Below are 26,968 nucleotides of genomic sequence, written 5' to 3'. Positions count from 1 at the left end.
AGCCCCAACGTCGAACAAAAGAAACGAAGATCTGGTTTATGTACTTAAAAACATTTATCGCTTCTATCAGAGCACTTTCTATAGCCTCTGGGTTAATCTCGGCCTCTTTGGTCGCCGCATCTGTATTGGTAGTCTGCCAAATGGTCATCGTTCGTTATGTGTTTGGTGAAAGTACTATCTGGCAGACAGATTTCATTACCTATGGCCTCGCTTCCTCGGCGTTTCTTGGTGCTCCCTATGTCGCACAATTAAAAGGGCACGTTAATGTAGACCTGCTCACTATGTATTCCCCTCCCAAGTTTAAAAGAATCCTAGCCTATATCACCATCGCCCTTGCACTCCTGTTCTCTCTGCTTTTTTCCTATACCGGTTGGGAGCTTTGGTATGAAGCTTGGGAGGGCCAATGGACCACCGAATCGATATGGGAACTGCCACTCTGGATCCCTTATCTTTCACTTCCTATCGGCATGACACTCCTGGCACTCGAGTACTTGGTCGATGCCATATGCTTATTCACTGATGGCGCAGTCCCTTTTGGTACCGAACCTGGAGGTCATTCATGAGCCCCCTACTCATTGGTGCGCTATTATGCACCGCAACCATCCTTATTCTTGCGATAGGAGTTCCAGTCGCATTCGCTCTCGCCCTCGTTGCCGTTGGCTTCCTGGTATTGTTTGAAGGCATTGGTTCTCTGGAAATAGTCGCCGAAATGATGTTTTCCAGCATCAACCACTTTACCCTAGTCTCAATTCCAATGTTTATTCTGATGGGGGCGGCCGTCTCCAGCTCGCCGGCCTCGAAAGATCTCTACGAAGCACTTGACCGCTGGCTACACCGAGTCCCTGGTGGACTAATTATCTCTAATTTAGGGGCTTGCGCAGTATTCTCTGCACTTAGTGGCTCTTCACCGGCCACTTGTGCCGCGATCGGCAAAATGGGTATTCCTGAAATGCGTTCCCGCGGCTATCCCGCAAGCCTTGCAACAGGGGCGATTGCCGCTGGCGGTACACTAGGAATCCTCATTCCACCCTCTATTACCATGATCGTCTACGGGATTGCGACCGAAACATCCATTGGCAGGCTTTTCCTTGCCGGTGTGCTACCAGGGCTTTTGCTGACGGCACTCTTTATGGGCTGGGCACTTTATACCGCCAAACGCCATGGATATTCACGTGCGGAGTCTCGCAATTATACCTTGCATGACAAGCTTATCGTCCTACCAAGAGTAATCCCTTTTTTACTAGTCATTCTAGGCGTCTTGTACGTTCTTTACGGGGGTATAGCAACACCTTCTGAAGCCGCTGGTGTAGGCGCAATGATGTGCGTGATGCTAGCTGTAGTCATCTATAAGATACGTGATTTCAAAAGCATTTGGGAAATGCTGTCCAGCAGCATGAAAGAAAGTGTGATGATCTTGATGATCATCGCCGCATCCGAGCTGTTTAGTTTCACGCTTTCCAGTCTATACATCACTCAGTCTGTCGCTGAATCGATCGCTGCGTTAGATACTAATAAGTGGCTATTACTGGGTATGATTAACCTCTTCCTGCTGGTATCTGGGTTCTTCTTGCCGCCGGTCGCAGTCATTCTAATGACTGCACCAATTCTGTTGCCAATAATACAAAGCGCTGGATTCGACCCTTACTGGTTTGCTGTAATCTTCACGATCAACATGGAAATTGGACTGATTACTCCCCCTGTAGGCCTCAACCTTTACGTGATTAACGGTATCTGCAAGGACGTGAAACTTTCAACAATCCTTAAAGGCTCATTTCCCTTCGTGCTCTGCATGGTACTTGCTATCGTAATCTTGGCAATATTCCCAGAAATAGTCCTCTGGTTGCCAGATCTGATCATGGGACCGGAAATAAACTAAACGCAAGACCGAGGGTATGACGCCACTCATACCCTAGACCCATAACCACTATGAATGACACATTGATGCTCTTAGTCAATCTAAAGAATGATATGCCTTAAATATATAAAAATTTACGACGTAAATTACGACCGTACAGGAAGCAGCACTTGCAGTTAATAGTTACGCGATTCATAACACAGACCTAAAGTAACATTCTTTAAAGTTTCGATCGGGTTTACCCGGCCGATTATAGTTGATGAGTACTAAAGTGCTCTCAGTGAGTTGGGCTGTAAAAAGATATTCTCTCGGTATCGATTTACAGAGTCCTTAAATAGTGTAATAAAACGATGGATTAGAGCATGAATCTTCATGAGTACCAGGGCAAACAACTGTTTGCCGAATATGGTCTGCCGGTTTCTAAAGGAATCGCGGTAGATACTCCGGAAGCTGCTGCTGAAGCGGCTCAGAAAATTGGTGGTGACAAGTGGGTTGTTAAGACTCAGGTTCACGCAGGCGGCCGTGGTAAGGCTGGCGGCGTTAAGCTGATCAACTCTCCAGCTGAAGCTGCAGAATTTGCTGCTAACTGGCTGGGTAAAAACCTGGTTACCTATCAGACTGATGCAAATGGTCAGCCTGTTGCTAAAATTCTGGTAGAAGACTGCACCGATATCGCTAACGAGCTTTATCTGGGTGCGGTTGTTGACCGTTCTTCTCGTCGTATCGTATTTATGGCATCCACCGAAGGTGGTGTTGAGATCGAGAAAGTAGCGGAAGAAACACCGGACAAAATTCTGAAAGCAACTATCGATCCAGTAACCGGTGCGCAGCCTTATCAGGCGCGTGAGCTGGCATTTAAGCTGGGGTTGGAAGGCGTTCAGATTAAGCAGTTTACTCAGATCTTCATGGGTCTGGCTAAGATGTTTAAAGAGAAAGATCTGGCATTGCTGGAAATTAACCCATTGGTTATTACCGATGCCGGAAATCTGCATTGCCTGGATGCTAAAGTCGCGATCGATGGTAACTCTGTTTACCGTCATAAAGATCTGCAGGCTATGCATGATCCATCACAGGAAGACGAGCGTGAAGCACGTGCTGCTCAGTGGGATCTGAACTACGTAGCACTGGATGGCAGCATCGGCTGCATGGTTAACGGTGCTGGTCTGGCAATGGGTACTATGGATATCGTATCCCTGCATGGAGGCTTCCCGGCAAACTTCCTGGACGTTGGTGGCGGCGCGACTAAAAAGCGTGTTACCGAAGCGTTCAAGATCATCCTGGAAGATTCCAAGGTTAAAGCTGTACTGGTTAACATCTTCGGCGGTATCGTTCGTTGCGACCTGATCGCAGAAGGTATCATCGGCGCAGTTAAAGAAGTGGGCGTAGAAGTTCCAGTTGTAGTTCGTCTGGAAGGTAACAATGCTGAGCTGGGTTCCAAGCTTCTGTCCGATTCCGGTCTGGATATCATCGCAGCAACTAGTTTGACTGACGCTGCTGAGCAGGCAGTTAAAGCAGCGGAGGGTAAATAACAATGTCCATTCTGATTAACAAAGATACTAAGGTAATCTGCCAGGGTTTCACTGGCGGTCAGGGTACCTTCCACTCTGAGCAAGCGATCGCTTACGGTACTAAGATGGTTGGCGGTGTAACGCCGGGCAAAGGTGGTTCTGAGCACCTGGGTCTGCCAGTATTCAACACTGTTGCTGAAGCAGTTGCTGAAACTGGTGCTGAAGCATCTGTTATCTATGTACCAGCTCCATTCTGTAAGGATTCTATCCTGGAAGCTGCGAACGGCGGTATCAAGCTGATCGTATGCATCACTGAGCACATTCCGGTTATGGATATGCTGGAGTGTAAAGTGGTATGTGATAATCTGGGCGTACGCCTGATCGGACCTAACTGCCCGGGTGTAATCACTCCGGGTGAGTGTAAGATCGGCATCATGCCTGGTCACATTCACTTGCCAGGTAAAGTAGGCATCGTTTCCCGTTCCGGTACATTGACGTATGAAGCTGTTAAGCAGACTACTGATGCTGGATTCGGTCAGTCTACCTGTGTTGGTATCGGTGGTGATCCTATCCCTGGTTCTAACTTCATCGATATTCTGGAAATGTTCCAGAACGATCCACAGACTGAAGCGATCGTAATGATCGGTGAGATCGGTGGTTCTGCTGAAGAAGAAGCAGCTGATTTCATTAAGGCTAACGTAACTAAGCCTGTTGTATCTTACATCGCTGGTGTAACTGCGCCTGCTGGTAAGCGTATGGGTCACGCTGGTGCGATCATCTCCGGTGGTAAGGGTACTGCAGACGAGAAGTTTGCTGCTCTGGAAGCTGCTGGCGTTAAGACTGTTCGCTCCCTGGCTCAGATCGGTGACGGTCTTCGTGAGATCACGGGTTGGGCTTAATCAACCGGTTCATTGCTAGTCGTTATGACTAGCTGTCCAATTCAGGTAGATTGTTCACTTCCTTGTAGTGTTGCGACTGTTGGTTATTAAATCATTAGTCTCAGACCTAGGAAGTGAACAGCCGTATATGAGCATGCTAAAAGCTTCTTTCATAGTCGTTGAACTAATTATTCAAAAAACACCTTTAAGACATATTCACGACTCAAACGGCCTTCGTTACTGGAAGCAAAAACTACAAACTCTTATTTTTCAAAGTCAAATAAACTAAATACCATCGCTTTTTTCAGCTACCAGATATAAATAGACCAGCAACATTACGCCGTTATGAGATCAATGATTAACGCGATAACAATTATGCTGAATTCAGTCCGCTTTACCGGTGAAATGACGTATCAGTAAAACAGTAGCTCAAATCACGGTACTGCTCCGGAACGTACTGACCTGCTGTCAACCAGATACCATTTCCAATGGAAGTTGGCGCCAATTTCGAAGGCTGCCATTGGTAACACTGCAATCACTTTTAAAAATTGAGGTAATACTATGTCAGATCGTCTGACCCGCATTTATACCCGTACAGGAGATAGCGGCACCACGTCGCTAGCAAATGGCCGGAGAGTAATAAAAAGCCATCCACGCATGGAAGCAATAGGAACCGTGGATGAGTTAAATTGCTCTCTGGGTACTATCCTTGCTGAACCTTCTCATGACACAGGTTTAACTTCTGGACTTCGTCAGCGTCAAAATGATCTATTTGATCTCGGGGGAGAGCTTTCCATTAATGATGTAAATTATCGAGTTATAACAAAAGAAATGATCTCCGAGATGGAATATCAACTGGACCAAACCAATGCTCTACTTCCTACTTTAAAGAACTTCATTCTTCCGGGTGGGAATCGTCAATCGGCACTCTGCCATCAATCTAGAGCGATCTGTCGAAGAGCAGAAAGACGACTTATCGAGCTCAATGAAATAGAACCGATAAATCCTCAATCACTCATATACATTAATCGTTTATCTGATCTTTTATTTGTTTATGCTCGCTCGTTTACCCAACAATATGGTAATGATGAGATAATGTGGCAACCTAAAAACAATCAATAACCAGGAAAATTGCGAACAAGCCCCCTCAGCTGAAATAATCAGCAGCATAACGCTCTGACAGGGTTATCCATGGAACACCAACTCAGCATTGCCGACAACAAATACCAAAACAAGCGCCGCCAGACTCGACCCGCAAAGAGAAGTTTCTATAACAGATGGAAACGCTGGTTCCCTGAAAACGGATGACCTCAGTTATTGAGCCGCATTGCCCCAAGCCAGGTAACGGTCACCGTCCTTGCTCCTTGATGACAATGCTGCGCATTCACTACATACAACAGTGGCGCAGCATGAGCGATCCCGCGATGGAAGACACCATGTAGACACCCCAGCCATTCGCCTGTTTACTGGTCTATCACTGGATGGGACAATCCCTGATCACACCATGATCATGAACTTCCGTCCCTTGTTGGAGCGCCATGATTTGGCGCGCAAGATCTTCAACGAAGTTAATGACTGGCTGAGTGAAACCGGAGTGTTAGCCAAAGAAGGCACGCTGAGATACCCCTAAACGTTCAAATACCTCAGCGATTGAATAACCACGTTCGGTGATTTGTTTGATTGCTTAGTCTTTGAATTCTGGCGTGTAACGCTGTCCACTCATAAGGTCTCCCTCCTATGCAAAAGAATAGTCGGAAAGTGTCTAAAGAACTGGTGGCAATTCAAAATGTATAGATAGAAGATAACCGATTGATTTATTAGACTAAATCAAGTTAGTGGCGGTGAGGGATGGATTCACCACAATGATTCTAGTTTAGTGTAAAGGTCGGATCTAATTAACTCAGAAAGGTGATGGGCACTTCTTGGGCACAATTTGGGCACACACCAAAAAATCAAAAAAACGAATCAAATGATTCGGCCTCTAGGCTACTGGATTATCAGTATAATTTTGGTAGGACTAGGCAGATTCGAACTGCCGACCTCTACCATGTCAAGGTAGCGCTCTAACCAACTGAGCTATAGTCCTGAAGTGAGGTCGTATTATAGGGTTTTCGTTTTCAGGTGCAAGCCATATTTAGCAGAATTATCATCATCTTATTCAGAAAAAGTCAGAGAACAGTTGGAATCACCCTTAAGCTGTTAATCTGGCAAAACAGCGGTGCCGCAAAGATACTTACATACGACCCGGTCCAGTTCACCTTGCTGCTCCAGGCGGGCAATACTCCGATTCATCGGTTTCAACAGATCCCGCTTCGCGCTGTGCAACCGAAATGTCACCGGATTGCTGACATAGGGCAGCGAAATCTCGTAGTTAAGATTTTTTTCCCGGCGGTACAGCAGCGCCATATCTTCAGTCATAAGACCGATATCGTTCCAGCCCCGATGCACCCGCTGGGCAATTTGCAGCTGGTTTGAGAAATCTTCCCGGATCAGGCTATCCGGTACAGTTGTACCCCTTACAGTTGCCACCCGGCGGCCTTCCAGGTCTTTCAGAATAAACACCGGGAACGACAGCTCAGGCCGGTAGATAATCACCTCGTTAACAATACCGAATGGTCGGCTATAGAGGGATACTTTCTGCAGCTCTTGCGGCACTTCAAGATTAGTCGAGACCCCTGCTTCGATATCGATCTCACCGACGATAAAGTGACGCCGCAAGCGTGCCTGAGATAGCGGTACAAATTCCAAATCGACCCGCAGTTCAGCGGCTATCAGGCGTAGTGTGTCGGCATAGATCCCTTTATATACTCCGCTATCATCACGCCAGAAGAACGGCACCTGGCCCGGCAGTGGCATCCCTACCCGTAACGAATCAGCGCTGCTGACACTACTGAAAGCCAGTAACAACAGACCGCAGAGCGCAGAAGCCCGCTGCCTGGGTAACGCCAGTAAAGCGGTAAAACGTATCATTTTCATATTCAAGATGGCACGCAAGGACATATTTAACGATACTCTGTGTTATTCTCAGGCCTTAATCAAGCTGAACAGAATTGCTCTTTTCATGCCACTTATTTCTTCATCGATAAAAGCCACATGCCAGTAAATACGGTTTCCGCCAAACTGTTAGAGCCGGTACTGCAGCTGGCACGACATTATCGCCAACACTCAGGCCAGGACCTGCACCACCAGATTCTGGAGTGTGCCGCACTATCGAAACAAGAGTTTACCAAACCCGGCGCCCGTTTTCCGGCCTCCCGTTACCCCGATGTACTGGAAATTCTGGCCCGGGCCAGTGAAAACCCTTTAATCGCTCTCAACCTCGGGGAAGCGACCCACCCCCGCATGCTTGGCTCGATCGGTTTTCTGATGTCGACCGCGGGTACGCTGGCGCAAGCTTATCAGGCACTGATCGACTATCTGCCACTGCTCTATGAAGGGGCTGTGCTGGAGATGGAGCAGACCACCGAAGGCACTCAACTGAGCCTCGAGCTGAACCAGAACGATCAGCGTGCAGTAGAGTACTTCCTCGCCTGCCTGATCAACTGGCCGCGCTGGCTGACCGGGCATCAGGTGCCGGCCCGCTATATCCGTCTGGCGCTGCCGGAGCCCGCCAATATCCAGCCCTACCAACAGTTCTTCGCAGCAGAGGTGGAGTTTGGAGCCCCCCGTAATCAGCTACTGCTGGCCAGTGATTATCTCAGTCTTGGCTGCATCGAAGCCAACCATGAGATGCATCAGCTGCACCGCGAATTTGCTGATTCACTGCTCAGTAAAACTGCGCTACAAAGCGCCCTCACCGCCCAGACCCGCAATCTGATCCGTCAGCAGCTGGCCGAAGGCGGCGGTTGCGTACGCCGGGAGCAGATCGCAGACTCAGTAGGCCTGAGCCTGCGTACCCTGCAGCGCAAGCTTGGTTCACTCGGCACCAACTTTCAGGATATCTACGATCAGACGCGCCGCGAGGTCTGCCTGCAGTTGATTCAGCGCGGCCAGATGAGTTTCGGCGAGATCGCATTTCAACTCGGCTTCTCTAACCAATCGGCGTTCCAGAAAGCATTTAGGCGCTGGATGGCGATGGCCCCCAGTGAATACCGCCAGAGAATCAGCCCTGAAGCAATAGAAAGCCTGCCGTTGCAGGCGCCCCAAACCAGGGATATCAAATGGCTCAGTAGTGATAACCGCGAGCAAATTCTGGCTCAACGCCTCGCGGGGCTCAGCCTGTTCAGTCGGGAGTTGCTCGACTGGGCCGCAATTGCAGGACAGCAATTCGATCTCAACCAACTGGCGCTGGTAACCGACAACCCCTTAGCCCGCCTGGCGATCCATTTCTGGCCGGCGGAACAAGCTGGTTTAATCATGCCAATCGGCAAAGGTGATGACAAAACCCGCTATCGTTTTGCCGATAAAGCGATGTGGCAGTATTTCGCTCAGCAGCTCAGTCAACGGGATAAAATCCGCTTACATCGTAAATACGGTGAAGCGTTGCTGCAGCAGCTGCCGACTGAGCCGGATCTTGAACAGCTAGCCATAATACTGTCACACCTGAATCCTGCGTTGGGCATTAGCCAGAGCCTTAGCCAGAGCATAAATAACGATCACGCGCCAGCAGGCCACAATCAGCTATCGCCTGCGGAATCCGATCTGTCACAGCAATTATTAACGCTCAACACCAGCGCCTCTGAGATGGCCAGGCAGCAGCAGGACTATATCAGCGCCAGCCAATATACCAGTGCAGCTTGCTTGCTGGCACCAAGCCAACAGCCCGGGCTGACGCATCAATTATTACTGCAGTGCGCAGACCTGCAACTGCTTAGCGGCGACATAGACCGCGCCGAGACAACCCTGCAACAGTTACCGACAACACAGATAAACGCTGCCGATACCGTCGCTTGCGCTTTAATCACTGCCCGTATCTATCAACACAGAGGGCAGTTTCAAAATGCGCTGCAGCACCTGCTTGAACAACTACCACTACTGGACCATGCCCTGCCAGAACAATCGGCTGAACAACTTGAGCTATTGCTGTCACAACTAAGCTTTATCAGTGAGCGATTCAGCGCCCAATCACTGTCCGGGATGGCAGAGCTAAGGGATAAAGAATCGCAGATTCGACTGCAGCTATTGGAACAGATCAGCCTGCTGGCACGGCAACAAAGCCAGCCGCTGCTGGCCGCCTGCGCTATCGGCCGGATGACCGAGCTAAGCCTGCGTGATGGCCGCACTCCACTCACCGCATTTGCCTTCGTCAGTTACGCCTGGGTTGCTAGCTGGTTCTGTGCCGACTTTTCACTGGCACAAACCTTCTCTGCCCAGGGGATGCAACTGGCTAATCAGTTTGGTGGCCTGATAGCACACTTTGATCCTGATGCAGCGCCTGCGACTCATAGCGAAACTCTGGAGAAGACCCAGGGCGAGAGCCAAAGCAAAGCTAAAACAATTCAAGGGGACATCCAAACCGATATAGCGACCAGCGCGGCCCTGCTACAGAGCAGTCAGGTACAACACTGGTTCGCCCCCCTGCAAACGGTTCAAAAACAACTGCAACAGATCGATCAACTGTCAGGATCTCAGGGCCAGTGGCTGTTACAGAGCGAATGCCTACTTTTAAAAGCACAGCTGGCGCTGTTTTCATCGACGCCACTGGCACAGCAACAGACAGAGCTGCAACAACAGCATCAGCAGATGTGTCAGCAACACCAGCTACATCAGGCGCAGCGTTTACAGAGTTCAGCGCTCGATCTGATCGGACAGCTGCAAGGAGAGCTGCCGCTACCTGAGCAGATCAGTTATCAACATGGCTGGCAAGCGACAAGCACTATCATCGCCGCCCTGCTCCTCGACCAGCAACAGCTATGGCCAGAGCTATACCTGTGGGAAGCACAATTGGAGAATGAGCTGGCAGGCTACTTCTGTGTCAGTGAAGCGTTGTTTTGTACCGCCCTGATGCGCCTGATTCAGGCGCAGCAACAAGGTGCTCTGAGCCGACGCCGACAGCGGCAGGTCGAGCAGCTGGAATCCCGGCTGGAGATATGGTCGCGCCACTGCCCGACCAACTTCAACTGCCAACTGCTTCTGTTGCAGGCCGAGCAAGCCCGTTTACAGGGGCGCTCCCCGGTCGAACTATTTGAACAGGCATTAACCGCAGCAGAGCAACAAAACTTCAGTTTTCACCAGGCGCTGGTCTACGAGCGCTACGCCGACTACCTTGCCGCACAAGGGCAGCAACGGCTGGCGCTTTTCTGTCGTGACGAAGCGATTAGTTTTTATCGCCAGTGGGGTGCCGACGGCAAGATAAAACAGCTGGTACAACAACGGTCTTTACTGGCAAAATAGCGCGTCAAAACAATAATAAGCGGATGATTTTCAGAACCTATGACACCTTGGAAAGTATTAGTCGTTGACGACGAAGAAGGTATCCACGGCATTACCCGGATGATTTTTCGCGGTTATGAGTTTGAACAGCGCCCGATTGAGCTGATCAGTGCCATGAGTGGCGCCCAGGCCCGGGAGCTTCTCGCGCAACATCCTGATATCGCACTAGCCCTGCTGGATGTGGTAATGGAAACCGATCACGAAGGTCTGCAGCTGGTCGACCATATCCGTAACGATCTGAATAACCAGGACATTCGCATCATTCTGCGTACCGGCCACCCCGGCTACGCCCCGGAAGCCCAGGTCATAGTTAACTATGATATCAACGACTATCTGAGTAAGGCTGAACTCTCCGCATCCCGCCTGCTCACCTCGGTGGTGGTAGCCCTGCGCTCCTACCGCGATATTCAGAGTGCCCGGCAACAACCCATCAGCAACCCGGATCAGACAACTGCTGATAACCATTTGCTGCAATCGGCGGCTCAACAGCTTAACAGCCAGATGCAGCCTATTTTGCAGCACAGCCAGCGCTTACAACAGTTTGAGCTGAACCCCGTTGCTAAGGATGTCAGCGCTAACCTGCACGCCCAGCATCAGCGCTTACACAACAGCATCAGCCTGCTGGAGCAATCCGAGTCTGAGGCACCGTTTGCACAATCACAGTTGCTGGATACCGGGTCACTGATGGATCAGTTACTGCATATATTCCTACCGCAAAGCCGTCGCGACGGCTGGCTGCTGGATTACAGTATCGACAGCCAGCTGCCAGCCCGGATCAAATCCGATCCGGCACGCCTCAGGCAGCTGCTGATCAGTGCAATTGAACTGGCAATTTTACAAGCCAGCGGCAACGACCTTAAACTGAGCATCAAACCGGCCAGCAAAGCAGATCAGATACTGCTTTGCGTTTCACAAACCACCGGTCAGCCGATATTCAACCGCAGCCCCTGGGCAGTGCATCTGAAGCAGCAACTGCAGCAGCTGTGCCAGCAACTCAACGGCCAGCTGTTAGAGATCGAAGAAGATGGTGAGATCCGCTGCCTCCTACCTCTCTGAATTTGATACAGGCTGTTATCAACGAATCAGATTCAGTTATCCGACTCAGCTATCAGACTCAGTTATCAGACAACAGATACACCGTCGCTTCCTGGCGCTGTCCTTCGATCCACTGTTCAGCATCGTCCCGGCTGCGGCCAAAGAACACCACCCGGGAGATCGCTTTCAGAGTGCCGTTACGGCCAATTTCGTGGCGATAAACCCACCAGCTGTTTTCCGCAATTTCACGAATTTTCAGAACACACTGAATCGGAGTAATCGGGCTGTAAGTATTCATAATAGTCATGTTGGTCAGGGTAATATTTTCGTTGGTTTAATCGGATTTTAATTAATCACTGCAAAGCTTATCTTCGCAGATCAAGTACCTGTACAGCGCCCGTAGACGCCGCACAGCCATTAAGGCAAAGTGGTTTATTTCGCCTGCGCCAGTTCCAGCAGTTCACGGATGGCAACGGTAAAGATGGCAAAGTCCTGCTGAGCACTGTTACGGATCTCATTCAGCAGACCCTGCCAGCGATTCAGCAACAGCTGATTGCTATCAAACCAGCGGCTGACCATGGCTTCGCCATTGTCATCAGATTCAGAATTATCGCTGTCAGCAGTATCATCAACGGCACTCAGCACACTGACAGTGATCGCCTGTTGATGGCTGGTCAGGTCTTCACGGAAGCCATCCCGCGCCATCGACTCCCAGTGGTTGCCGGCTTCCAGCTCTTTCACCTGATGATCGAACCAGTGCAGCTGCAACCGATCGCCAAGGCCGAAGTGAATCCGCGATACTTTTTGTAAGCTCTGCCCGGTCTGTTCCGCCGCCTGAATCACTCCTAACAGGGTGTACAGACTATCGGCACCGGCAACCACCGCCGCCAGTTCAGCGGTGACTCCGGCATTCACCAGCTCATCGTGCTTGTGCTGCCAACGCTGACGGGGTTCGCCTTCCAGCAACCCTGCAAGTTGCGCGCTGATCTGCTGTACCGCAGGACGGAACTGCGCCACCGCCGCTGCTACATCCATCGCCGGCCGTTGATTACGCAGGAACCAATAGGTCGCGCGGCGAATCATCCTGATCAGGTCTGCCATCATCTGCTGCTGCAGTGCAGCATCGACACGGTTATCCAGCGCTTCAATCCCACGCCAAAGTTGGGGGATATCGAACACATCACGGGCGATCACATAGGCTGCAACCACCTCTGCAAAACCGGCCCCGGCCATCTGACTGAGCCGTTCGGCAAAGGTAATACCCATGGTATTAACCATACCGTTGGCCATCTGGGTGGCGATAATCTCACGGCGCAGACGGTGCTGGCGGATCTGCTCATTGTGCGAGCCGACCAGCTGTGCCGGAAACGCCGTCATCAGCTCCTGGTTAAGGTAGCTGTCTTCGCTGATCCAACAATCAATCAACTCCTCTTTCAGCTCCGCCTTAACATAGGAGATAAGCACTGACAGTTCAGGCCGGGTCAGACCCTGAGCACTGACCTTACGTTCCTGCAATACATCATCAGCAGGGATAAACTCCAGTTCCCGATCCAACTTACCATCCGCCTCCAGGCGGTTGATCAGGCGGGTATACTCATCCAGCGAGCGTTGCGCATGGTTGTGCGCGATACTGATCGCCTGCGCCTGCTGGTAGTTATTCTGCAGTACCAGCTCGCCGACCTCATCGGTCATCTCACGCAGTAAGGCGTTGCGCTGCTTAACCGTCATATCGCCATTGGCCACCACTTCGTTAAGCAGGATCTTGATATTAACTTCGTGGTCCGAGCAATCCACGCCGCCGGCGTTATCGATAAAGTCGGTATTCGATTTACCACCGTTGGCACAGAATTCCATCCGGCCCTGCTGGGTAAAGCCCAGATTGCCGCCTTCACCCAGTACCCGGCAACGCAGCTGGTTACCGTTGATACGCAGACTGTCATTAGCCTTATCACCCACTTCGGCGTGGCTCTCATGACTGGCCTTAACGTACGTACCGATACCACCGTTCCAGATCAGATCGACCGGCGCTTTGAGCAGTGCCGTCAGCAGATCATTGGGTGACAGGCGATCTTCGCTGATACCGAATCGCGCTTTCATCTGCGGGCTGATATCCAGCCATTTAGCCGCCCGTGAGAAGATACCCCCGCCTTTCGAGATCAGCTCGGCATTGTAGTCTTGCCAGCTTGAACGTGGCAGCTGGAACATACGCTGGCGCTCGGCAAAGCTGGTCACGGTATCCGGGGTCGGATCGATAAATATATGCATATGGTTGAACGCCGCACAGAGCTGAATATGCTCTGATAGCAGCATGCCGTTACCAAACACATCACCAGCCATATCGCCGATAGCTACTACGCTGAACGCTTCGCTCTGAGTATCAAGTCCCAGTTCGCGGAAGTGCAGCTTGACCGACTCCCAGGCGCCTTTCGCGGTGATGCCCATACCTTTGTGGTCATAGCCCTGCGAGCCACCTGAAGCAAAAGCATCACCCAGCCAGAAGCCCCGGGATTCGGCGATTCCGTTAGCAATATCGGAGAAAGTTGCGGTGCCTTTATCCGCCGCGACAACGAAGTACGGATCATCTTCATCGTGACGCACCACAGCAACCGGCGGTACCACTTCACCACCGACCAGGTTATCAGTGATATCCAGTAACGCGCTGATAAAGATCTTGTAACTGGCAATGCCTTCCGCCAGCCAGGCTTCCCGGTCACCGCTGGTCGGCAACTGTTTAGCGACAAAGCCGCCCTTCGCCCCTACCGGTACGATCACCGAGTTTTTAACCTGTTGCGCCTTGACCAGACCCAGCACTTCGGTACGGTAGTCTTCTAAACGATCCGACCAGCGCAAGCCGCCACGGGCTACTTTACCGCCACGCAGATGCACCCCTTCAACCCGAGCAGAGTAAACAAAGACTTCGAACATCGGCCGCGGCAGCGGAATACCGCTGATCTGCCTCGGGCTTAACTTGAATGCAAAATAGTCTTTCGCCTGACCCGCTGCATCGGTCTGGAAAAAGCTGGTTCGCAAAGTTGCTTTTATAAGTTCAAGGAAACGCCGCAGGATCTGGTCTTCATTAAGGTTATCGACCCTGTCCAGGGCATCGATGATGCTGCTCTCGATTCGCTCGGCCAGCGCTGAAACCTTATCGCTTTCCTGCCGTTGTGGCTCAAACCGTGCCCGGAACAGGGCGACTAACAGCTTAGTTACCTGAATATGCCGCGCCAGGGCGCCGGCAATATAGGGCTGCGAGAAACCGAAACGGATCTGCTGGCTGTAGCGGGCATAAGCACGCAACATCGCCACCTCACGCCAGTTCAGGTTTGCGCCTATAACCAACTGGTTAAATTCATCATTCTCTGCCCGGTCATTCCAGATGTTGGCAAAGGCGTTCTGGAATACATCCTGCACCTGCTCCAGAACCACCGGCTCATCGCCCTGGTACGTGAGGGTAAAGTCATGAATCCAGAATTGACGACCATCGCTGCGAGATACCGCGTAAGGATGCTCACCGACGACCCGCATACCGAGGTTTTCCAGCACCGGAATCACATCGGAAAGCACCAGCAGCTGGTCGGCATTGAACAGTTTAAAGCGTAATACCTCCGGACTCTGCTCCAACACACGGTAAAAGCTCATGGTGATCGGGTTGGTCTCGCTCAGGGCTTCAATGCGCTGAATATCATACACCGCGCTTGAAGCACCAAAGTGCTCACGATAAGCACTGGTAAAGCTATGCCGGTAGCTGTTCAGTAGCCGGTTACCCTGCTCTTCGCCGCAGACATCGGTCAGCGCTGCATGCAGTTCATCACTCCAGTTTCTGGAGATGTGCGCCACTTCCTCTTCCAGCTTAGCCAGATCAGGTATCACCGGGTTGGCCGGATCAACCCGCAATACAAACTGCACCCGGGCCAGTACCGACTCGCTGAAGGTTGTGGTGAATTCAGCTTCGCTGGCGGCGCAGGCCTGTACCAGAAGGTCCTGCACTTGTAGTCTGAGTTCGGTGGAGAATATCTCGCGGGGTACATAATAAAGGAACGTTATAAACTGGTTGCCACGATCGATGCGCATCAGCAGGCGGGTCTTACGTCGCTCATTGAGGCTGAAGATACCCATTGCAATCTCCAGTAGCTGCTCTTCACTGGACAGCAACAACTCATCGCGCGGCAGATCATTCATAATCTGCAACAACTGCTTGCCGTTATGGCTGCGGCGATTAAAGCCGGAGTGCTGCAACACGGCTTCCGCCTTGTTGCGGATAACCGGGATTGCCGTCATCGGTTCGGAATATACCGCCGAAGTGTAAAGGCCATGGAAACGGCATTTACCTATGACGGTGCCATCTGCGGCAAACTGTTTAATCACGATACGATCTATATACGCCGGACGGTGTACCAGAGAATACATAGCATCTTTGGCAAACATCAGGGGAGTCGCCTCAAGCAGGCATTCTCTTTCAGCCTTACGCAACTCACCCGGACGGCCACCTGCAATACTATCCAGGCCTTGCCTCTGATCCAGTTTCATAATGCCCAGTTCAGTACCAGCAACCGGAATAACCTGATCGCCCTCAATCCGTACCTCGTCATAACCAAGGAAGGTAAAACGATTATTCAGCATCCAGCTCAGGAAAGCCTGAACTTCTTTGTGATCTCCCTGCTCGCCTGATCCCGCTTTCTCGCTTAGTTGCGAGAGCAAGGTTTCGGCACGGGCCTGCATCTGCGGATAATCACTCACCGCGCTACGCACATGCTCAAGCACCTGCATCAGGCTACTCTGAATAGCCTTTAGCTCAGCATCATCGCTGGTGCGATCAACCTCAATATAGATAACCGACTCGGCTGCAGACTCAACTTCTAACCCTGGCACCGGTTCAGCACCGAATTCCACCAGCTCACCATTATCCCGCTGGGTAAACAGAATCGCATTGTGAATGGTATGAATCACCAGCCCACGACGATTCAGAGCCATGCGCAGCGAATCCACAAGAAATGGCATATCCGCCTGAACCACTTCAATAACCGTATGCTGAGCCCGCCAGCCATGCTGCTCCAGATCGGGATTATAGATCCTCACTTTAGGCTGTTCGGCGTTAAAGTTCTGCATTAGCTGCCAGCAGGACAATGTCGCGCCATAAAGATTATCAAGCGAACGTTCGCTCAACTCTTCACGGGTAGCAGTCTGATAATAAGCGCGGGCAAAAGTACTGACCCGCGAGGCCATTTCGGTAGAGAGTCTTTGCTGAAGAAGTTCAGCTAAAGGTGACAGCAGCGCACTGTTGTCGCAGAGTCGGTCAGACATGATTGGTTATTTAAACCTGTATCAGGGGTTAATATAAGAAGCTTATTTATAGATCTTAACTAAAAGGTCTTAACTAAAAGGGTTTAACTTATAGCCAGCTTACAACCGACCAGTGGGGCCTGAGGTAAGCTATCTATACAATTTATTTCGATGCTATTTATTTCAATGCTATTTATTTCAATTCTGTTTATTTCAATTTTTCAGCAACATAACCGAGCAGCCGGCACGCTCGGCAACCCGCGCCGAAACCGAACCCAGCAAAAACTCATCCACCCGGGAACGGTGATGGGCAGACATCAGCACCAGTTCGATCTCTTTCCTCCTGACATAATCAACAATCAGCTCAGCCGGTGAGCCTTCGTAGACTTTGAGTACCGGCTTCACATCGTCAGGCAGTTCAGACAAGGCAAACTTTTTAAATTTACGCGCCACCTCAGTGACCGCTTTCTGGTGCTCGCTTTCGCTGAAAAAAGACGCTACAAAGGAGTTGCTGAAACCCGGCACTACCGTTATCAGGTGCAACTCGGCATTGTTTTCCCGCACTTCACGCAGAGCCAGCTGCAACGCCTGACGGATAAATTCCGGTTCAGTCAGATCTACCGGGACTAGTACTTTCTTGAACATATCTTGTACCTCGAGAGTAGCCCGGCCGGACCCCGGCCGGGTTAGCTTACGTAGTCAACAGTTAACAGGTAGCCGGTTGTGCCTGCACAGGCTGTACTTTGCGACGTCTGCGCTGAACCATCACCAACAATGCCAATAGCGCTAAAGTCGGGATATAAATCAGCTGCTTCGGTGGCTGTGCCTGTGGGATCTCAACCGCCACCACAACCTGATCAAACGCAAGCCCTGCCTTTTCTGCCGGGCTGTCAAAGCCGACAAAATCGATTACTGTCTTGCCATTATTCGACAGCAGCTCAACTCCTGTGGTGGCCATACGATCAGCACCGCTTGCACCCTCACCCAGTGCCAGCTTGACCAGGAAGGAACGCTGGTTACCTACATCATCTTCGCCATCGATCCAGAAGCGCAGTTCGGTACCGGCATCTAAACCATCGGCAACCTGAACCAACTCGGTTGGCGCAACCTGCTGATGCGGCTCAACGATACGGTCCATCCAGAAGCCCGGGCGGAACAATGAGAACGCGATCAGCAACATCAGCGCCGTCTCATACCAACGATTGCGGGTCATGAAATAGCCCTGGGTGGCTGCGGTAAATACCAGAATGGCCACCGTGGCGATAATGAACACCTGAATACCTTCCAGCCAGGTGACATCAATCAGCAGCAGATCAGTATTGAAGATAAACAGGAACGGCAGTGCCGCCGTACGCAGACTGTAGGCGAAGGCAACAAAACCGGTACGAATAGGATCACCGCCGGAGACCGCTGCTGCGGCAAACGACGCCAGACCTACCGGCGGTGTCACATCAGCCATGATGCCGAAGTAGAACACGAACAGGTGTACCGCGATCAGCGGCACGATAAGGCCGGACTCCTGTCCCAATGTAACTACCACAGGCGCCAATAAAGAAGACACCACAATATAGTTCGCAGTGGTCGGCAGCCCCATCCCCAGGATCAGACTCAGCACTGCGGTCAGCATTAGCATCAGCAGCAGATTACCCATAGACAGGATCTCAACCAGATCCGCCAGCACCGAACCAACGCCAGTCTGGGAAACCGCACCGACAATGATACCGGCGGTCGCAGTGGCGATACCGATGCCGATCATATTACGGGCACCGACAATCAGACCATCGACCAGCTCACTTGCGCCCTGGCGTAGCCGGGCTGCGATATCACCCTGTTCACGGAAATACGCCAGCAACGGCCGCTGGGTGACCAGAATAATAAGCATCAGCACGGTCGCCCAGAATGCAGACAGACCCGGCGATAGCCGTTCGATCATCAGGCACCAGACAAGTACTACAACCGGCAGTAAAAAGTGCAGCCCTGACTTCACCGTCGGGCCAACTTCAGGTAACTGCATCATCGGCGAATTAGGGTCATCCAGCTCCAGGTCAGGGACTCGTGCAGCAATGCGAATCAGGTATAAGTACACCAGCGCCAGCAGTGCCGCGATAACCATTCCGGCATACGCGCCAAATACAGGTTTGATCCAGCCGATACCGAAGTAAACTCCGGCGGCGATCGCCGCAGTCACCAGGAAACCACTGAGCATGCCGATCAAACGCATCTGCCACGGTTTCACCACTGAACGACGCGGCAGCCCCTGCATATTCAGTTTCAGCGCTTCAAGGTGCACGATATAGACCAGAGCGATATAGGAGATCAGTGCCGGCAGGAAAGCATGGGTGATAACTTCAACGTAAGAGATACCAACGTATTCCACCATCAGAAATGCAGCAGCACCCATAACCGGCGGCATGATCTGGCCATTTACCGAAGAAGCCACTTCAACCGCACCGGCCTTCTCGGATGAGAACCCGACCCGTTTCATCATTGGGATAGTAAAGGTTCCGGTAGTCACCACATTGGCGATCGAAGAACCCGAAATAAGACCGGTCAGGCCGGAAGAGACTACCGCGGCCTTAGCCGGGCCGCCGCGCATATGCCCCAGCAGGGAAAACGCAACCTGGATAAAATAGTTACCGGCGCCGGCTTTATCCAGCAATGCGCCGAAGAGTACGAATAGGAATACAAAGTTTGAAGAAACGCCAAGCGCAATACCAAAAACGCCTTCGGTGGTCAGCCACTGATGGTTAACAAGCTCTTTTAGTGTGACGCCTTTATGCGCAATGATGTCCGGCATGTAAGGACCGGCCAGCGAATAGGTTAGGAACACTATCGCCACAATCATCAACGGTGGCCCCAGAGTTCGGCGGGCCGCTTCCAGCAACAGCACAATACCTACGACAGAGACGATCAGATCCTGCGTATTCGGCAGGCCCGGACGGCCAACCAACTGCTCATAAAACAGGAAAATATAAGATGCGCTGAACGCGCCAAGTAGACAAAGCGCAATATCCGTCGTCGGTATATGGTGTCGTGGCGAGTGGGTTAAAGCGGGATAAGCGGTAAATGCCAGGAAGGTGGCAAAACCCAGATGGATCGCGCGCACTTCTGTGTCATTGAAAATACCAAAGCTGCCGATAATCGGCCAGTCATAGAACGGCAGTGGTGATGCTATCCACAGCTGAAACAGCGACCATAACAGCGCCGCAGCCAGTAACACCTTGCCCTGCCAACCCTCAGGAATGCGGGCTCCGGTATCGGTAGCGGCCACCATTTCCTGCAGTTCTTTCTCGTCGGCCTCAGCCTGTCTGCTATGCGTATTCGTCATATCAGCTCCAAAAAACAGGTATAAAAAAAGAGCCCCCGGAACAGCCATTCGGATATTTAATAGCTATCTACTAAATACCCTTGGGTGCTGACTGAACCGGGGCCTCCCGCAGAGGGCTAACCTCCTATACAGGCCAGCCCTCTATACAGAACTCAATGTATGAATTACATCCAGCCTTGTTCTTTGTAGTAACGAACCGCACCATCGTGCAGTGGTGCAGACAGACCGTTAGAGATCATCTGCTTTGGATCCAGGTTGGCAAACGCAGGGTGCAGACGCTTGAAGCGATCGAAGTTATCAAATACCGCTTTTACAACCAGGTAAACAGTATCGGCATCAACGTTAGCGGAAGTAACCATAGTCGCAGCGTTACCAAAAGTTGCTACATCGCTGTCGGAACCTTTATACAGACCACCTTTGATCATTGCCGGAGCGTAGTAGTCATTCTCGGCGATCAATTTTTCAATCTCTGCACCGGTCACAGGGATCACTTTAGCGTCACATGAAGTGGTCGCTTCTTTGATAGCACCGGATGGGTGGCCAACAGAATAGATCATTACGTCCAGCTTGTTATCGCACAGCGCTTGCGCTTGCTCAGAAGCCTTCAGTTCTGCAGCCAGTTTGAAAGAATCACGGGTCCAGCCTTTCTCGTCCATGATCACTTCCATAGTACCGCGGGTACCGGAACCTGGGTTGTTCAGGTTAACTCGCTTACCGACCAGATCGTCGAAGCTTTCAACGCCGGAATCAGCGCGGGCAACAACAGTGAACGGCTCATTGTGTACAGAGAACAGAGCGCGCAGGTCTTCAAACTTACCCTGCTCAACAAATGTCTGGTGTTTAGTACCGTTCAGCGAGTGGAACTGCCAGTCGGACTGGGCCATACCCATATCCTGCTGTCCCTGACGGATAGCATTTATGTTGGCAACAGAACCACCGGTTGAAGGCGCTGTACACTTGATACCATGATCATCAGTACCGCGGTTAACCAGGCGGCAGATAGACTGACCGACTACGTAGTAAACACCGGTCTGACCACCGGTACCGATAGTTACGTAAGATTGCTCAGCGCTAGCAGCAGTTGCACCAAACGCAGCCGCCAGGCCAACAGCTGAGGAGAGAAGTGTCGTTGCAAGTTTATTCTTCAGAGACATAATGATCCTTGTTATCGTTATTATCCCGCGACGCGGGTATTCAAGAAGTTTGGCAGTTGCTACTAAAAAGTATCACTGACAGTTGCCCCACCAGCAGAAAGCGGTTGATCACTTTTCCGTGACAGGCGTGCCTTCTTCAAGAGACCACAACAACATAAGGCAAAGCGCGCGGCGCACTGACCGCCTGCCATGCCAATAAAACCTCCTGACGTGCCATTCTGCATTAACACCGATCTGAGCCTGAGATTACAGCGCTGAAAAACAGCTAACCGCTTGCCGGTAAGGTTGCGGCAAGCGGTTGCGGCAAAAGGTTTTGGAAAAGGCTTTCGGAAATACACAGGGGCGCTATCATAGAGCTGCGCCAGAATGTGCCGGGCCAGAGTATACCGGGCCAATCTGTAACCCATAACAGATAAACAGTGCGGATCAAGATCAGTCCTATGAGCCTGTTGCAACGTATCAACCAACTTCGATACCAGAAGCCACTAGGCATCCGCCTGCTGGCGGCAATTCTTCTATGCAGTTCGGCCATCACCCTGATCGCCACCGGCACCCAGCTCTGGCTCGATTACCGCTATGAACTATCGGCGATCGATGAGCGACTGCAGCAGATTGAAACCAGCTCGATTAATAGCTTGTCCAACAGTCTCTGGGAAATAAGCCCGGAACAGATCCAGGTACAGCTTGACGGCTTGCACCAACTGCCCGATGTGCGCTATCTGGAAATCAGCTCCCAGTACGGCGATTTCTACGTCGCCGGTACCCGCCCGGAACAGGGCCCGATCGTAGAACGCCATTACAATCTGCAGCACTATGCCAATAACGGTGTCATTTTTCCGGTCGGCGAACTAACCCTGATCATCAGCCTGGATGAGGTTTACCGCCGGCTGGCGGACAAAGTCCTGGTTATCCTGGCCTCGCAGGGAATCAAAACCTTTCTCGTATCGATCTTTATCCTGACCATCTTCCATCGCCTGGTCACCCAGCACCTGGGCACTATGGCCAGCTATGCGCGACGCCTCAACCTGGACCACCTGGATCTGCCACTGAATCTGAAACGTAACCCGAAACACCGGGATGACGAAATTAGCCAGGTAGTGGATGCGATGAACAGCATGCGTGAATCGATGCTGCATGATATGAGTAAACGGGAAGACGCCGAACGCTCGCTGGCTAAACTGAACACCGAGCTGGAGCAAAGAGTCACCGACCGCACCCAGCAGCTGGAAGAGCGTAACCAGGAACTGCACGACACCCTGGAAAAACTGCAGGCGACCCAGCAACAGCTGGTTGAATCGAAAAAACTGGCCGCCCTCGGTGGGCTGGTTGCCGGGGTAGCCCATGAGATCAACACCCCGATCGGTATCGGTTTTACCGCGGCCTCATTCCTGGCGGATCAGGCCGCAATCCAGCAACAGCAGAACCCGGATGATCCGCTGGCAGCAACCGCAGTTGAGAGCAGCCAGCTGATCTGCCAGAACCTGGAGCGTGCTGCGCAACTGATTAGCGCCTTCAAACAGGTATCGGTGGACCAGTCCAGTGAACAGCGCCGCCAGTTTGACCTGATCCAGTATCTGGATGAGATCCTGATATCACTCAAACCACGCCTGAAACGCTGCCAGCCTCAAGTCATTATTAACGGTCCGGATCAACTTATTCTGGACAGTTATCCGGGCAGCTACTATCAGATCTTTACCAACCTGATTCTGAACTCCCTGCTGCATGGTTTTGAAAATCGCGCAGGCGGCTGCATCACCATTGATCTGAGCTTGTCAGTGGACAGGTTATTGATCGATTACCGGGATAACGGCGTCGGAGTACCCGACGGCTGGCAACACAAGCTGTTTGAGCCGTTTATGACCACCAAACGCAACCAGGGCTGCAGTGGTCTGGGCATGCACATCGCATTTAATCTGGTCAGCCAACTGCTGCAGGGACACATTCACTGTCAGCCTGAAGACCGGGGCGCGCACTTCCAACTGGACCTGCCACTCAAACTGACAAGCCTGTCCTCGGCTGAGTAAGCTCTATACCTAGTTAAGTAAACCGGCCTCTCTGAAATACCGGGCTGCGCCGGGATGCAGAGGCGCCGCCAGGGGCACCCCAACCATCTGTTCGATCTGCAGCCCGGTAAATGCAGGATGCATTTTACGAAAGCGTTCGAACTGGCCAAATAGCGATTTTACTACCGCATAGGCAACTTCATCAGGCAGATCGGCACGACCGAATAAAGTGGCACTGACCCCCGCCGTTTGCACATCCTCTAACGCAGGCCCATAAAACTCACCGCTTATTGTCAGCGGATGATAGTGTGGATTATTACGCGACAGCGCTGCAATATCACGACCGGCAAGGTTCACCAGCTTACTGTCACAATCGCGTATCGCTTCTTTAATCGCACCGCTGGGGTGGCCTACTACATACAGAGTGGCGTCGATCCGATTGTCACACAGCGCCTTTGCCTGTTGCGCCGGCTCCAGCCGCTGCACTTCGGCAAAGTCATCCAACTGCCAGTCGCGTGCTGCCATCAGCAGGCCGAGTGTAGCTCGCTGACTACTGCCCTCTTTACCTATATTTATCCGCTTGCCCTGCAGATCAGCAAAGCTGTCGATACCGCTATCAGCCCTGCTCAGCACTGAAATATATTCTGGAAACAAACCAAACAACGCCCGCAGCGTCGGATCAGGCTGAGCAAACTTGCCCTGACCACTGCGTGCATCAAACAACTGCCCCGCCTCCGCAATGCCCAGATCCAACTCACCACTGGCCACTTGCCTGAGATTATTCACTGAACCCGGCGTACTTCTCACGGCACAGCGAATACCGTGCTCCTGCCGGGTCAGGTTAACCAGACGGCACAATGCGCCACCGGTCGGATAGTACAGCCCGGTTACACCACCGGTGCCCAAAGAGACGATACGGCTTTCAGCAATCGCCGGGGTCGCAATTAGCAGCAGCGTCAGGCAATTTAATACTACGTAGCCAACAAGCTGCTGCAGTCTGTCTTTCATTAACACTCTCTTGTTCCAGGCCTTAGTCTTGTTATTAATCGTGCAGAACATGCGATAACGCAGTGTAACAGAAGCCCATGGGCCGATCTAAAGATCGTCTGCTACCGACATATTCAATGCACTATTTATTCAGCGATACTGGCCGGTCAGGAAAAATCGGTAATACTTAGATTTATGAGATATATCACGTTAGTTATTGTGCAGTGCCGAAATTAGCAATATGCAGACCACATCCACTTTCATCAAACTCTGAATATTTCCTGTTTTACAGATAAAACAACTGCAAAAAACAAAACAACAAACGATAATCCTTCATACCTAGTGATAGTGTAGATTTATCCACTAACAACAAAAATCAGCGGAGATTACTTATGTTGATTGGTATCCCTAAAGAGATCAAAAACCACGAGTACCGTATCGGTATGACACCAGCCGGCGTGCGTGAGCTTATCGCCAATGGCCATGAAGTTATTGTTCAGCGCGATGGCGGCACATCTATCGGCCTGACCAACGAACAATATGAAGCAGCCGGCGCTAAACTGATCGATACTCCGGAAGAGATCTTTGCTTCCGCTGACATGATCATCAAGGTAAAAGAGCCTCAGCCTAACGAATGCAAAATGTTGCGTCCGGGCCAGCTGCTATTCACCTACCTGCACCTTGCTCCAGATCCAAATCAGACCAAACTGCTGGTTGAGTCCGACTGTGTTGCGGTTGCCTATGAAACCGTGACCGATGTGAATGGCGGCCTGCCACTGCTTGCACCAATGAGCGAAGTTGCCGGTCGTATGGCAATTCAGGCCGGAGCACACGCTCTGGAAAAAGCTCAGGGCGGCCTGGGTGTACTGCTGGGTGGCGTACCTGGTGTAGCACCAGCTAAAGTCACCGTCATCGGTGGCGGCGTAGTAGGTATTAACGCCGCTCGCATGGCGATGGGTCTGGGTGCTGATGTCACTATTCTTGACCGCTCCCTGCCACGCCTTAAAGAACTGGATGCCCAGTACGGTCCTCAGCTGAAGACCCTGTATTCCAACGCAGATAGTGTTGAACAGGAAGTAGTAAACTCTGATCTGGTGGTTGGCGCGGTACTGATTCCAGGCGCAGCTGCACCTAAGCTGGTTAGTCTTGAAATGCTGAAGAAGATGAAAGATGGCTCAGTACTGGTTGATGTTGCTATCGATCAGGGCGGCTGCTTTGAAACATCCCATGCGACTACGCATCAGGAACCTACCTATGAAGTTGAAGGCGTTGTTCACTACTGTGTAGCCAACATGCCAGGCGGCGTTGCCCGTACCTCTACTTTTGCACTGACCAACGCGACTCTGCCATTTGCGCTGGCGCTGGCTAACAAAGGTTACAAGCAGGCTCTGCAGGATGATCCACACCTGAAGAACGGCCTCAATGTACACCGCGGCACGATCAACTTTGAAGCGGTTGCCAACGACCTGGGCTACGATTACGTATCTGCTGATGAGGCTATCAGCTCTTAATAATCTTAGACATAAGTCCCCAAAAGCCTCGCGATTGCGGGGCTTTTTTATGCCTGCAGTAAACATAAGATTCCGACGACTAAGCACTACTAATGAGCACTACTAATAAGCACCACCAATGCAGGATGATCCACACCTGAAAAATGGCCTGAATCTGCCCCGCGGTAGCATTAACTTTAAAGCAGTTGCCAACGGTATTGGCTACGACTATCTATCTGCTGATGAGGCTATCGGCGCTTGATAACGTTTCAGGTTAAAGAGTCCCCAAAAGCCCCGCAACTGTCGCGAACTATTACGAGTTGGTGTTGCTAAACTGATAGCCTAAACTCAAAAAAGCCTCCACTGCACTGGATAAATCAACCGTGCCGAGGTCGTTTTCGTTGATCAAAATTTTGTCCAATCAAAATGAATTCCGCTTTCGACTATGGGTTCATTGTGCCAACCTAAAGCCGATCCTCCAACGTTGCCTTCTGAACTTCAGCAAACGACCCGAAGGTAATATTCTCATTTGATATTCTGGAGGACTTATTATCTATCAAAATCCTCGAAAGCGGACAGAACTTACGATGTCTGTATTGGGTTGCTATGTGCCAGAAGCGGAACTGTTCAGGTTCACAAGTTCACTTATTGCACCTGTATAAACGATACAAACCACCTATCCTCTTTTAGCTTTATCACTGTTAACCACAATATGAGATATTCAATTCCACCCTCAAGTGTGAATAAGATTTTTCCTTATATACATCTATCTGTAGGTCAGAGAGTATCAGCTTAAAAGGAGCAGTTTTTCAAGGAGTTGAATTGGTTATGACCTGGCAAAACAGGGCCTGCAGTACATTGGCTAAAGATCGAAGAGCATCAGTGCTCATAGGGCAAGTGAAGTGGTTTAATAATGCGAAGGGATTTGAAAACAAGTCAGATAGTAGAGTTCGATACATCGCCTGGTGATCGTGGGATTCACGCTGTGAATATCAAGCCTATCACATAGATGTTGACAGACGGACAATGTTCGCGTTGTGGCGTCAGCTGCCGTTCGAGGGGGCGGTGACAGCTTACA

At 51.2% G+C, this 26,968-nt stretch carries 18 protein-coding genes, 1 tRNA gene and 1 pseudogene; 11 read left to right on the top strand and 9 right to left on the bottom strand.

Going from position 1 to position 26,968, the window contains the following annotated elements:
- Positions 1 to 38: 38 nt before the first annotated feature.
- From ACQUQM_RS01815 to ACQUQM_RS01790, 6 genes are all read left to right on the top strand, one after another.
- Entirely contained in the window at positions 39 to 563 is a 525-nt protein-coding gene (locus ACQUQM_RS01815; RefSeq protein WP_432472778.1) for a TRAP transporter small permease, read from the top strand.
- On the top strand, positions 560 to 1,876 hold the full coding sequence (locus ACQUQM_RS01810) for a TRAP transporter large permease (RefSeq protein ID WP_432472777.1): 1,317 nt from the start codon (positions 560 to 562) through the stop codon (positions 1,874 to 1,876). Before ACQUQM_RS01815 ends, ACQUQM_RS01810 begins: the two co-directional genes overlap by 4 nt.
- A 341-nt stretch (positions 1,877 to 2,217) precedes the next feature.
- Positions 2,218 to 3,384: an ADP-forming succinate--CoA ligase subunit beta gene (gene sucC / locus ACQUQM_RS01805; protein ID WP_432472776.1), complete on the top strand. Its 1,167-nt coding sequence runs from the start codon at positions 2,218 to 2,220 to the stop codon at positions 3,382 to 3,384.
- A gap of 2 nt (positions 3,385 to 3,386) precedes the next feature.
- Complete coding sequence (gene sucD, locus ACQUQM_RS01800; RefSeq protein WP_432472775.1) at positions 3,387 to 4,262, top strand: succinate--CoA ligase subunit alpha; 876 nt, start codon at positions 3,387 to 3,389, stop codon at positions 4,260 to 4,262.
- Between the two features lie 540 nt (positions 4,263 to 4,802).
- On the top strand, positions 4,803 to 5,363 hold the full coding sequence (locus ACQUQM_RS01795; RefSeq protein WP_432472774.1) for a cob(I)yrinic acid a,c-diamide adenosyltransferase: 561 nt from the start codon (positions 4,803 to 4,805) through the stop codon (positions 5,361 to 5,363).
- 277 nt (positions 5,364 to 5,640) lie between these two features.
- Positions 5,641 to 5,871, top strand: coding sequence for a transposase (locus tag ACQUQM_RS01790; RefSeq protein ID WP_432474784.1), 231 nt, complete (start codon positions 5,641 to 5,643; stop codon positions 5,869 to 5,871).
- Here ACQUQM_RS01790 and ACQUQM_RS01785 read toward each other — a convergent pair.
- The 3 genes and pseudogenes from ACQUQM_RS01785 to ACQUQM_RS01775 form a co-directional block, all read right to left on the bottom strand.
- Positions 5,845 to 5,964, bottom strand: a pseudogene (locus ACQUQM_RS01785) (transposase); the annotation flags it as partial. The gene ACQUQM_RS01790 and the pseudogene ACQUQM_RS01785 sit on opposite strands and share 27 nt — an antisense overlap.
- A gap of 286 nt (positions 5,965 to 6,250) precedes the next feature.
- Positions 6,251 to 6,327: transfer RNA gene (locus tag ACQUQM_RS01780), tRNA-Val, on the bottom strand.
- A 113-nt stretch (positions 6,328 to 6,440) separates the two neighbouring features.
- Positions 6,441 to 7,217, bottom strand: a complete 777-nt coding sequence (locus ACQUQM_RS01775) for a substrate-binding periplasmic protein (protein WP_432472773.1) — start codon at positions 7,215 to 7,217, stop codon at positions 6,441 to 6,443.
- Between the two features lie 117 nt (positions 7,218 to 7,334).
- Here ACQUQM_RS01775 and ACQUQM_RS01770 point away from each other — a divergent pair, with 117 nt between their 5' ends.
- Both ACQUQM_RS01770 and ACQUQM_RS01765 read left to right on the top strand, forming a co-directional pair.
- Complete coding sequence (locus ACQUQM_RS01770) at positions 7,335 to 10,574, top strand: AraC family transcriptional regulator ligand-binding domain-containing protein (protein WP_432472772.1); 3,240 nt, start codon at positions 7,335 to 7,337, stop codon at positions 10,572 to 10,574.
- Positions 10,575 to 10,613: 39 nt separating this feature from the next.
- The gene (locus tag ACQUQM_RS01765) at positions 10,614 to 11,669 is read left to right on the top strand and encodes a response regulator (protein ID WP_432472771.1); all 1,056 of its coding nucleotides are present in this window, start codon (positions 10,614 to 10,616) and stop codon (positions 11,667 to 11,669) included.
- Positions 11,670 to 11,727: 58 nt separating this feature from the next.
- Here ACQUQM_RS01765 and ACQUQM_RS01760 read toward each other — a convergent pair whose 3' ends face one another.
- The 5 genes from ACQUQM_RS01760 to ACQUQM_RS01740 all read right to left on the bottom strand — a co-directional run bounded on the left by ACQUQM_RS01760 (position 11,728) and on the right by ACQUQM_RS01740 (position 21,410).
- The gene (locus ACQUQM_RS01760; protein WP_432472770.1) at positions 11,728 to 11,946 is read right to left on the bottom strand and encodes a hypothetical protein; all 219 of its coding nucleotides are present in this window, start codon (positions 11,944 to 11,946) and stop codon (positions 11,728 to 11,730) included.
- 134 nt (positions 11,947 to 12,080) lie between these two features.
- Positions 12,081 to 16,949: an NAD-glutamate dehydrogenase gene (locus ACQUQM_RS01755; protein ID WP_432472769.1), complete on the bottom strand. Its 4,869-nt coding sequence runs from the start codon at positions 16,947 to 16,949 to the stop codon at positions 12,081 to 12,083.
- A 192-nt stretch (positions 16,950 to 17,141) separates the two neighbouring features.
- Positions 17,142 to 17,573: a universal stress protein gene (locus tag ACQUQM_RS01750; protein ID WP_432472768.1), complete on the bottom strand. Its 432-nt coding sequence runs from the start codon at positions 17,571 to 17,573 to the stop codon at positions 17,142 to 17,144.
- Positions 17,574 to 17,634: 61 nt separating this feature from the next.
- The gene (locus ACQUQM_RS01745) at positions 17,635 to 20,256 is read right to left on the bottom strand and encodes a TRAP transporter permease (protein WP_432472767.1); all 2,622 of its coding nucleotides are present in this window, start codon (positions 20,254 to 20,256) and stop codon (positions 17,635 to 17,637) included.
- A 164-nt stretch (positions 20,257 to 20,420) separates the two neighbouring features.
- Positions 20,421 to 21,410, bottom strand: coding sequence for a TAXI family TRAP transporter solute-binding subunit (locus ACQUQM_RS01740; RefSeq protein ID WP_432472766.1), 990 nt, complete (start codon positions 21,408 to 21,410; stop codon positions 20,421 to 20,423).
- 440 nt (positions 21,411 to 21,850) lie between these two features.
- Between ACQUQM_RS01740 and ACQUQM_RS01735 the strand changes: the two genes are divergently transcribed.
- Positions 21,851 to 23,434, top strand: coding sequence for an ATP-binding protein (locus ACQUQM_RS01735; protein ID WP_432472765.1), 1,584 nt, complete (start codon positions 21,851 to 21,853; stop codon positions 23,432 to 23,434).
- Between the two features lie 9 nt (positions 23,435 to 23,443).
- Here ACQUQM_RS01735 and ACQUQM_RS01730 read toward each other — a convergent pair whose 3' ends face one another.
- Positions 23,444 to 24,421 (bottom strand): TAXI family TRAP transporter solute-binding subunit, encoded by a 978-nt coding sequence (locus ACQUQM_RS01730; RefSeq protein WP_432472764.1) that lies wholly within the window; start codon positions 24,419 to 24,421, stop codon positions 23,444 to 23,446.
- Positions 24,422 to 24,792: 371 nt separating this feature from the next.
- Between ACQUQM_RS01730 and ald the strand changes: the two genes are divergently transcribed.
- Complete coding sequence (gene ald / locus ACQUQM_RS01725; RefSeq protein WP_432472763.1) at positions 24,793 to 25,911, top strand: alanine dehydrogenase; 1,119 nt, start codon at positions 24,793 to 24,795, stop codon at positions 25,909 to 25,911.
- Positions 25,912 to 26,029: 118 nt separating this feature from the next.
- A complete protein-coding gene (locus tag ACQUQM_RS01720; RefSeq protein WP_432472762.1) occupies positions 26,030 to 26,152 on the top strand; it encodes a hypothetical protein in 123 nt (40 codons plus the stop codon).
- Positions 26,153 to 26,968 lie beyond the last annotated feature (816 nt).

Source organism: Amphritea sp. HPY (genome assembly GCF_050870985.1).
GTDB lineage: Bacteria > Pseudomonadota > Gammaproteobacteria > Pseudomonadales > Balneatricaceae > Amphritea.
The sequence above is the reverse complement of the archived record's forward strand: the minus strand, read 5'-3'. Positions and strand labels throughout refer to the sequence as shown.

Excerpts from the sequence above, each read along its gene's own strand:
- ACQUQM_RS01815 (WP_432472778.1), top strand. The coding sequence starts at position 39 with ATGTACTTAAAAACATTTATCGCTTCTATCAGAGCACTTTCTATAGCC.
- ACQUQM_RS01810 (WP_432472777.1), top strand. The coding sequence starts at position 560 with ATGAGCCCCCTACTCATTGGTGCGCTATTATGCACCGCAACCATCCTT.
- sucC (WP_432472776.1), top strand. The coding sequence starts at position 2,218 with ATGAATCTTCATGAGTACCAGGGCAAACAACTGTTTGCCGAATATGGT.
- sucD (WP_432472775.1), top strand. The coding sequence starts at position 3,387 with ATGTCCATTCTGATTAACAAAGATACTAAGGTAATCTGCCAGGGTTTC.
- ACQUQM_RS01795 (WP_432472774.1), top strand. The coding sequence starts at position 4,803 with ATGTCAGATCGTCTGACCCGCATTTATACCCGTACAGGAGATAGCGGC.
- ACQUQM_RS01775 (WP_432472773.1), bottom strand. The coding sequence starts at position 7,217 with ATGAAAATGATACGTTTTACCGCTTTACTGGCGTTACCCAGGCAGCGG.
- ACQUQM_RS01770 (WP_432472772.1), top strand. The coding sequence starts at position 7,335 with ATGCCAGTAAATACGGTTTCCGCCAAACTGTTAGAGCCGGTACTGCAG.
- ACQUQM_RS01765 (WP_432472771.1), top strand. The coding sequence starts at position 10,614 with ATGACACCTTGGAAAGTATTAGTCGTTGACGACGAAGAAGGTATCCAC.
- ACQUQM_RS01760 (WP_432472770.1), bottom strand. The coding sequence starts at position 11,946 with ATGAATACTTACAGCCCGATTACTCCGATTCAGTGTGTTCTGAAAATT.
- ACQUQM_RS01755 (WP_432472769.1), bottom strand. The coding sequence starts at position 16,949 with ATGTCTGACCGACTCTGCGACAACAGTGCGCTGCTGTCACCTTTAGCT.
- ACQUQM_RS01750 (WP_432472768.1), bottom strand. The coding sequence starts at position 17,573 with ATGTTCAAGAAAGTACTAGTCCCGGTAGATCTGACTGAACCGGAATTT.
- ACQUQM_RS01745 (WP_432472767.1), bottom strand. The coding sequence starts at position 20,256 with ATGACGAATACGCATAGCAGACAGGCTGAGGCCGACGAGAAAGAACTG.
- ACQUQM_RS01740 (WP_432472766.1), bottom strand. The coding sequence starts at position 21,410 with ATGTCTCTGAAGAATAAACTTGCAACGACACTTCTCTCCTCAGCTGTT.
- ACQUQM_RS01735 (WP_432472765.1), top strand. The coding sequence starts at position 21,851 with ATGAGCCTGTTGCAACGTATCAACCAACTTCGATACCAGAAGCCACTA.
- ACQUQM_RS01730 (WP_432472764.1), bottom strand. The coding sequence starts at position 24,421 with ATGAAAGACAGACTGCAGCAGCTTGTTGGCTACGTAGTATTAAATTGC.
- ald (WP_432472763.1), top strand. The coding sequence starts at position 24,793 with ATGTTGATTGGTATCCCTAAAGAGATCAAAAACCACGAGTACCGTATC.
- ACQUQM_RS01720 (WP_432472762.1), top strand. The coding sequence starts at position 26,030 with ATGCAGGATGATCCACACCTGAAAAATGGCCTGAATCTGCCCCGCGGT.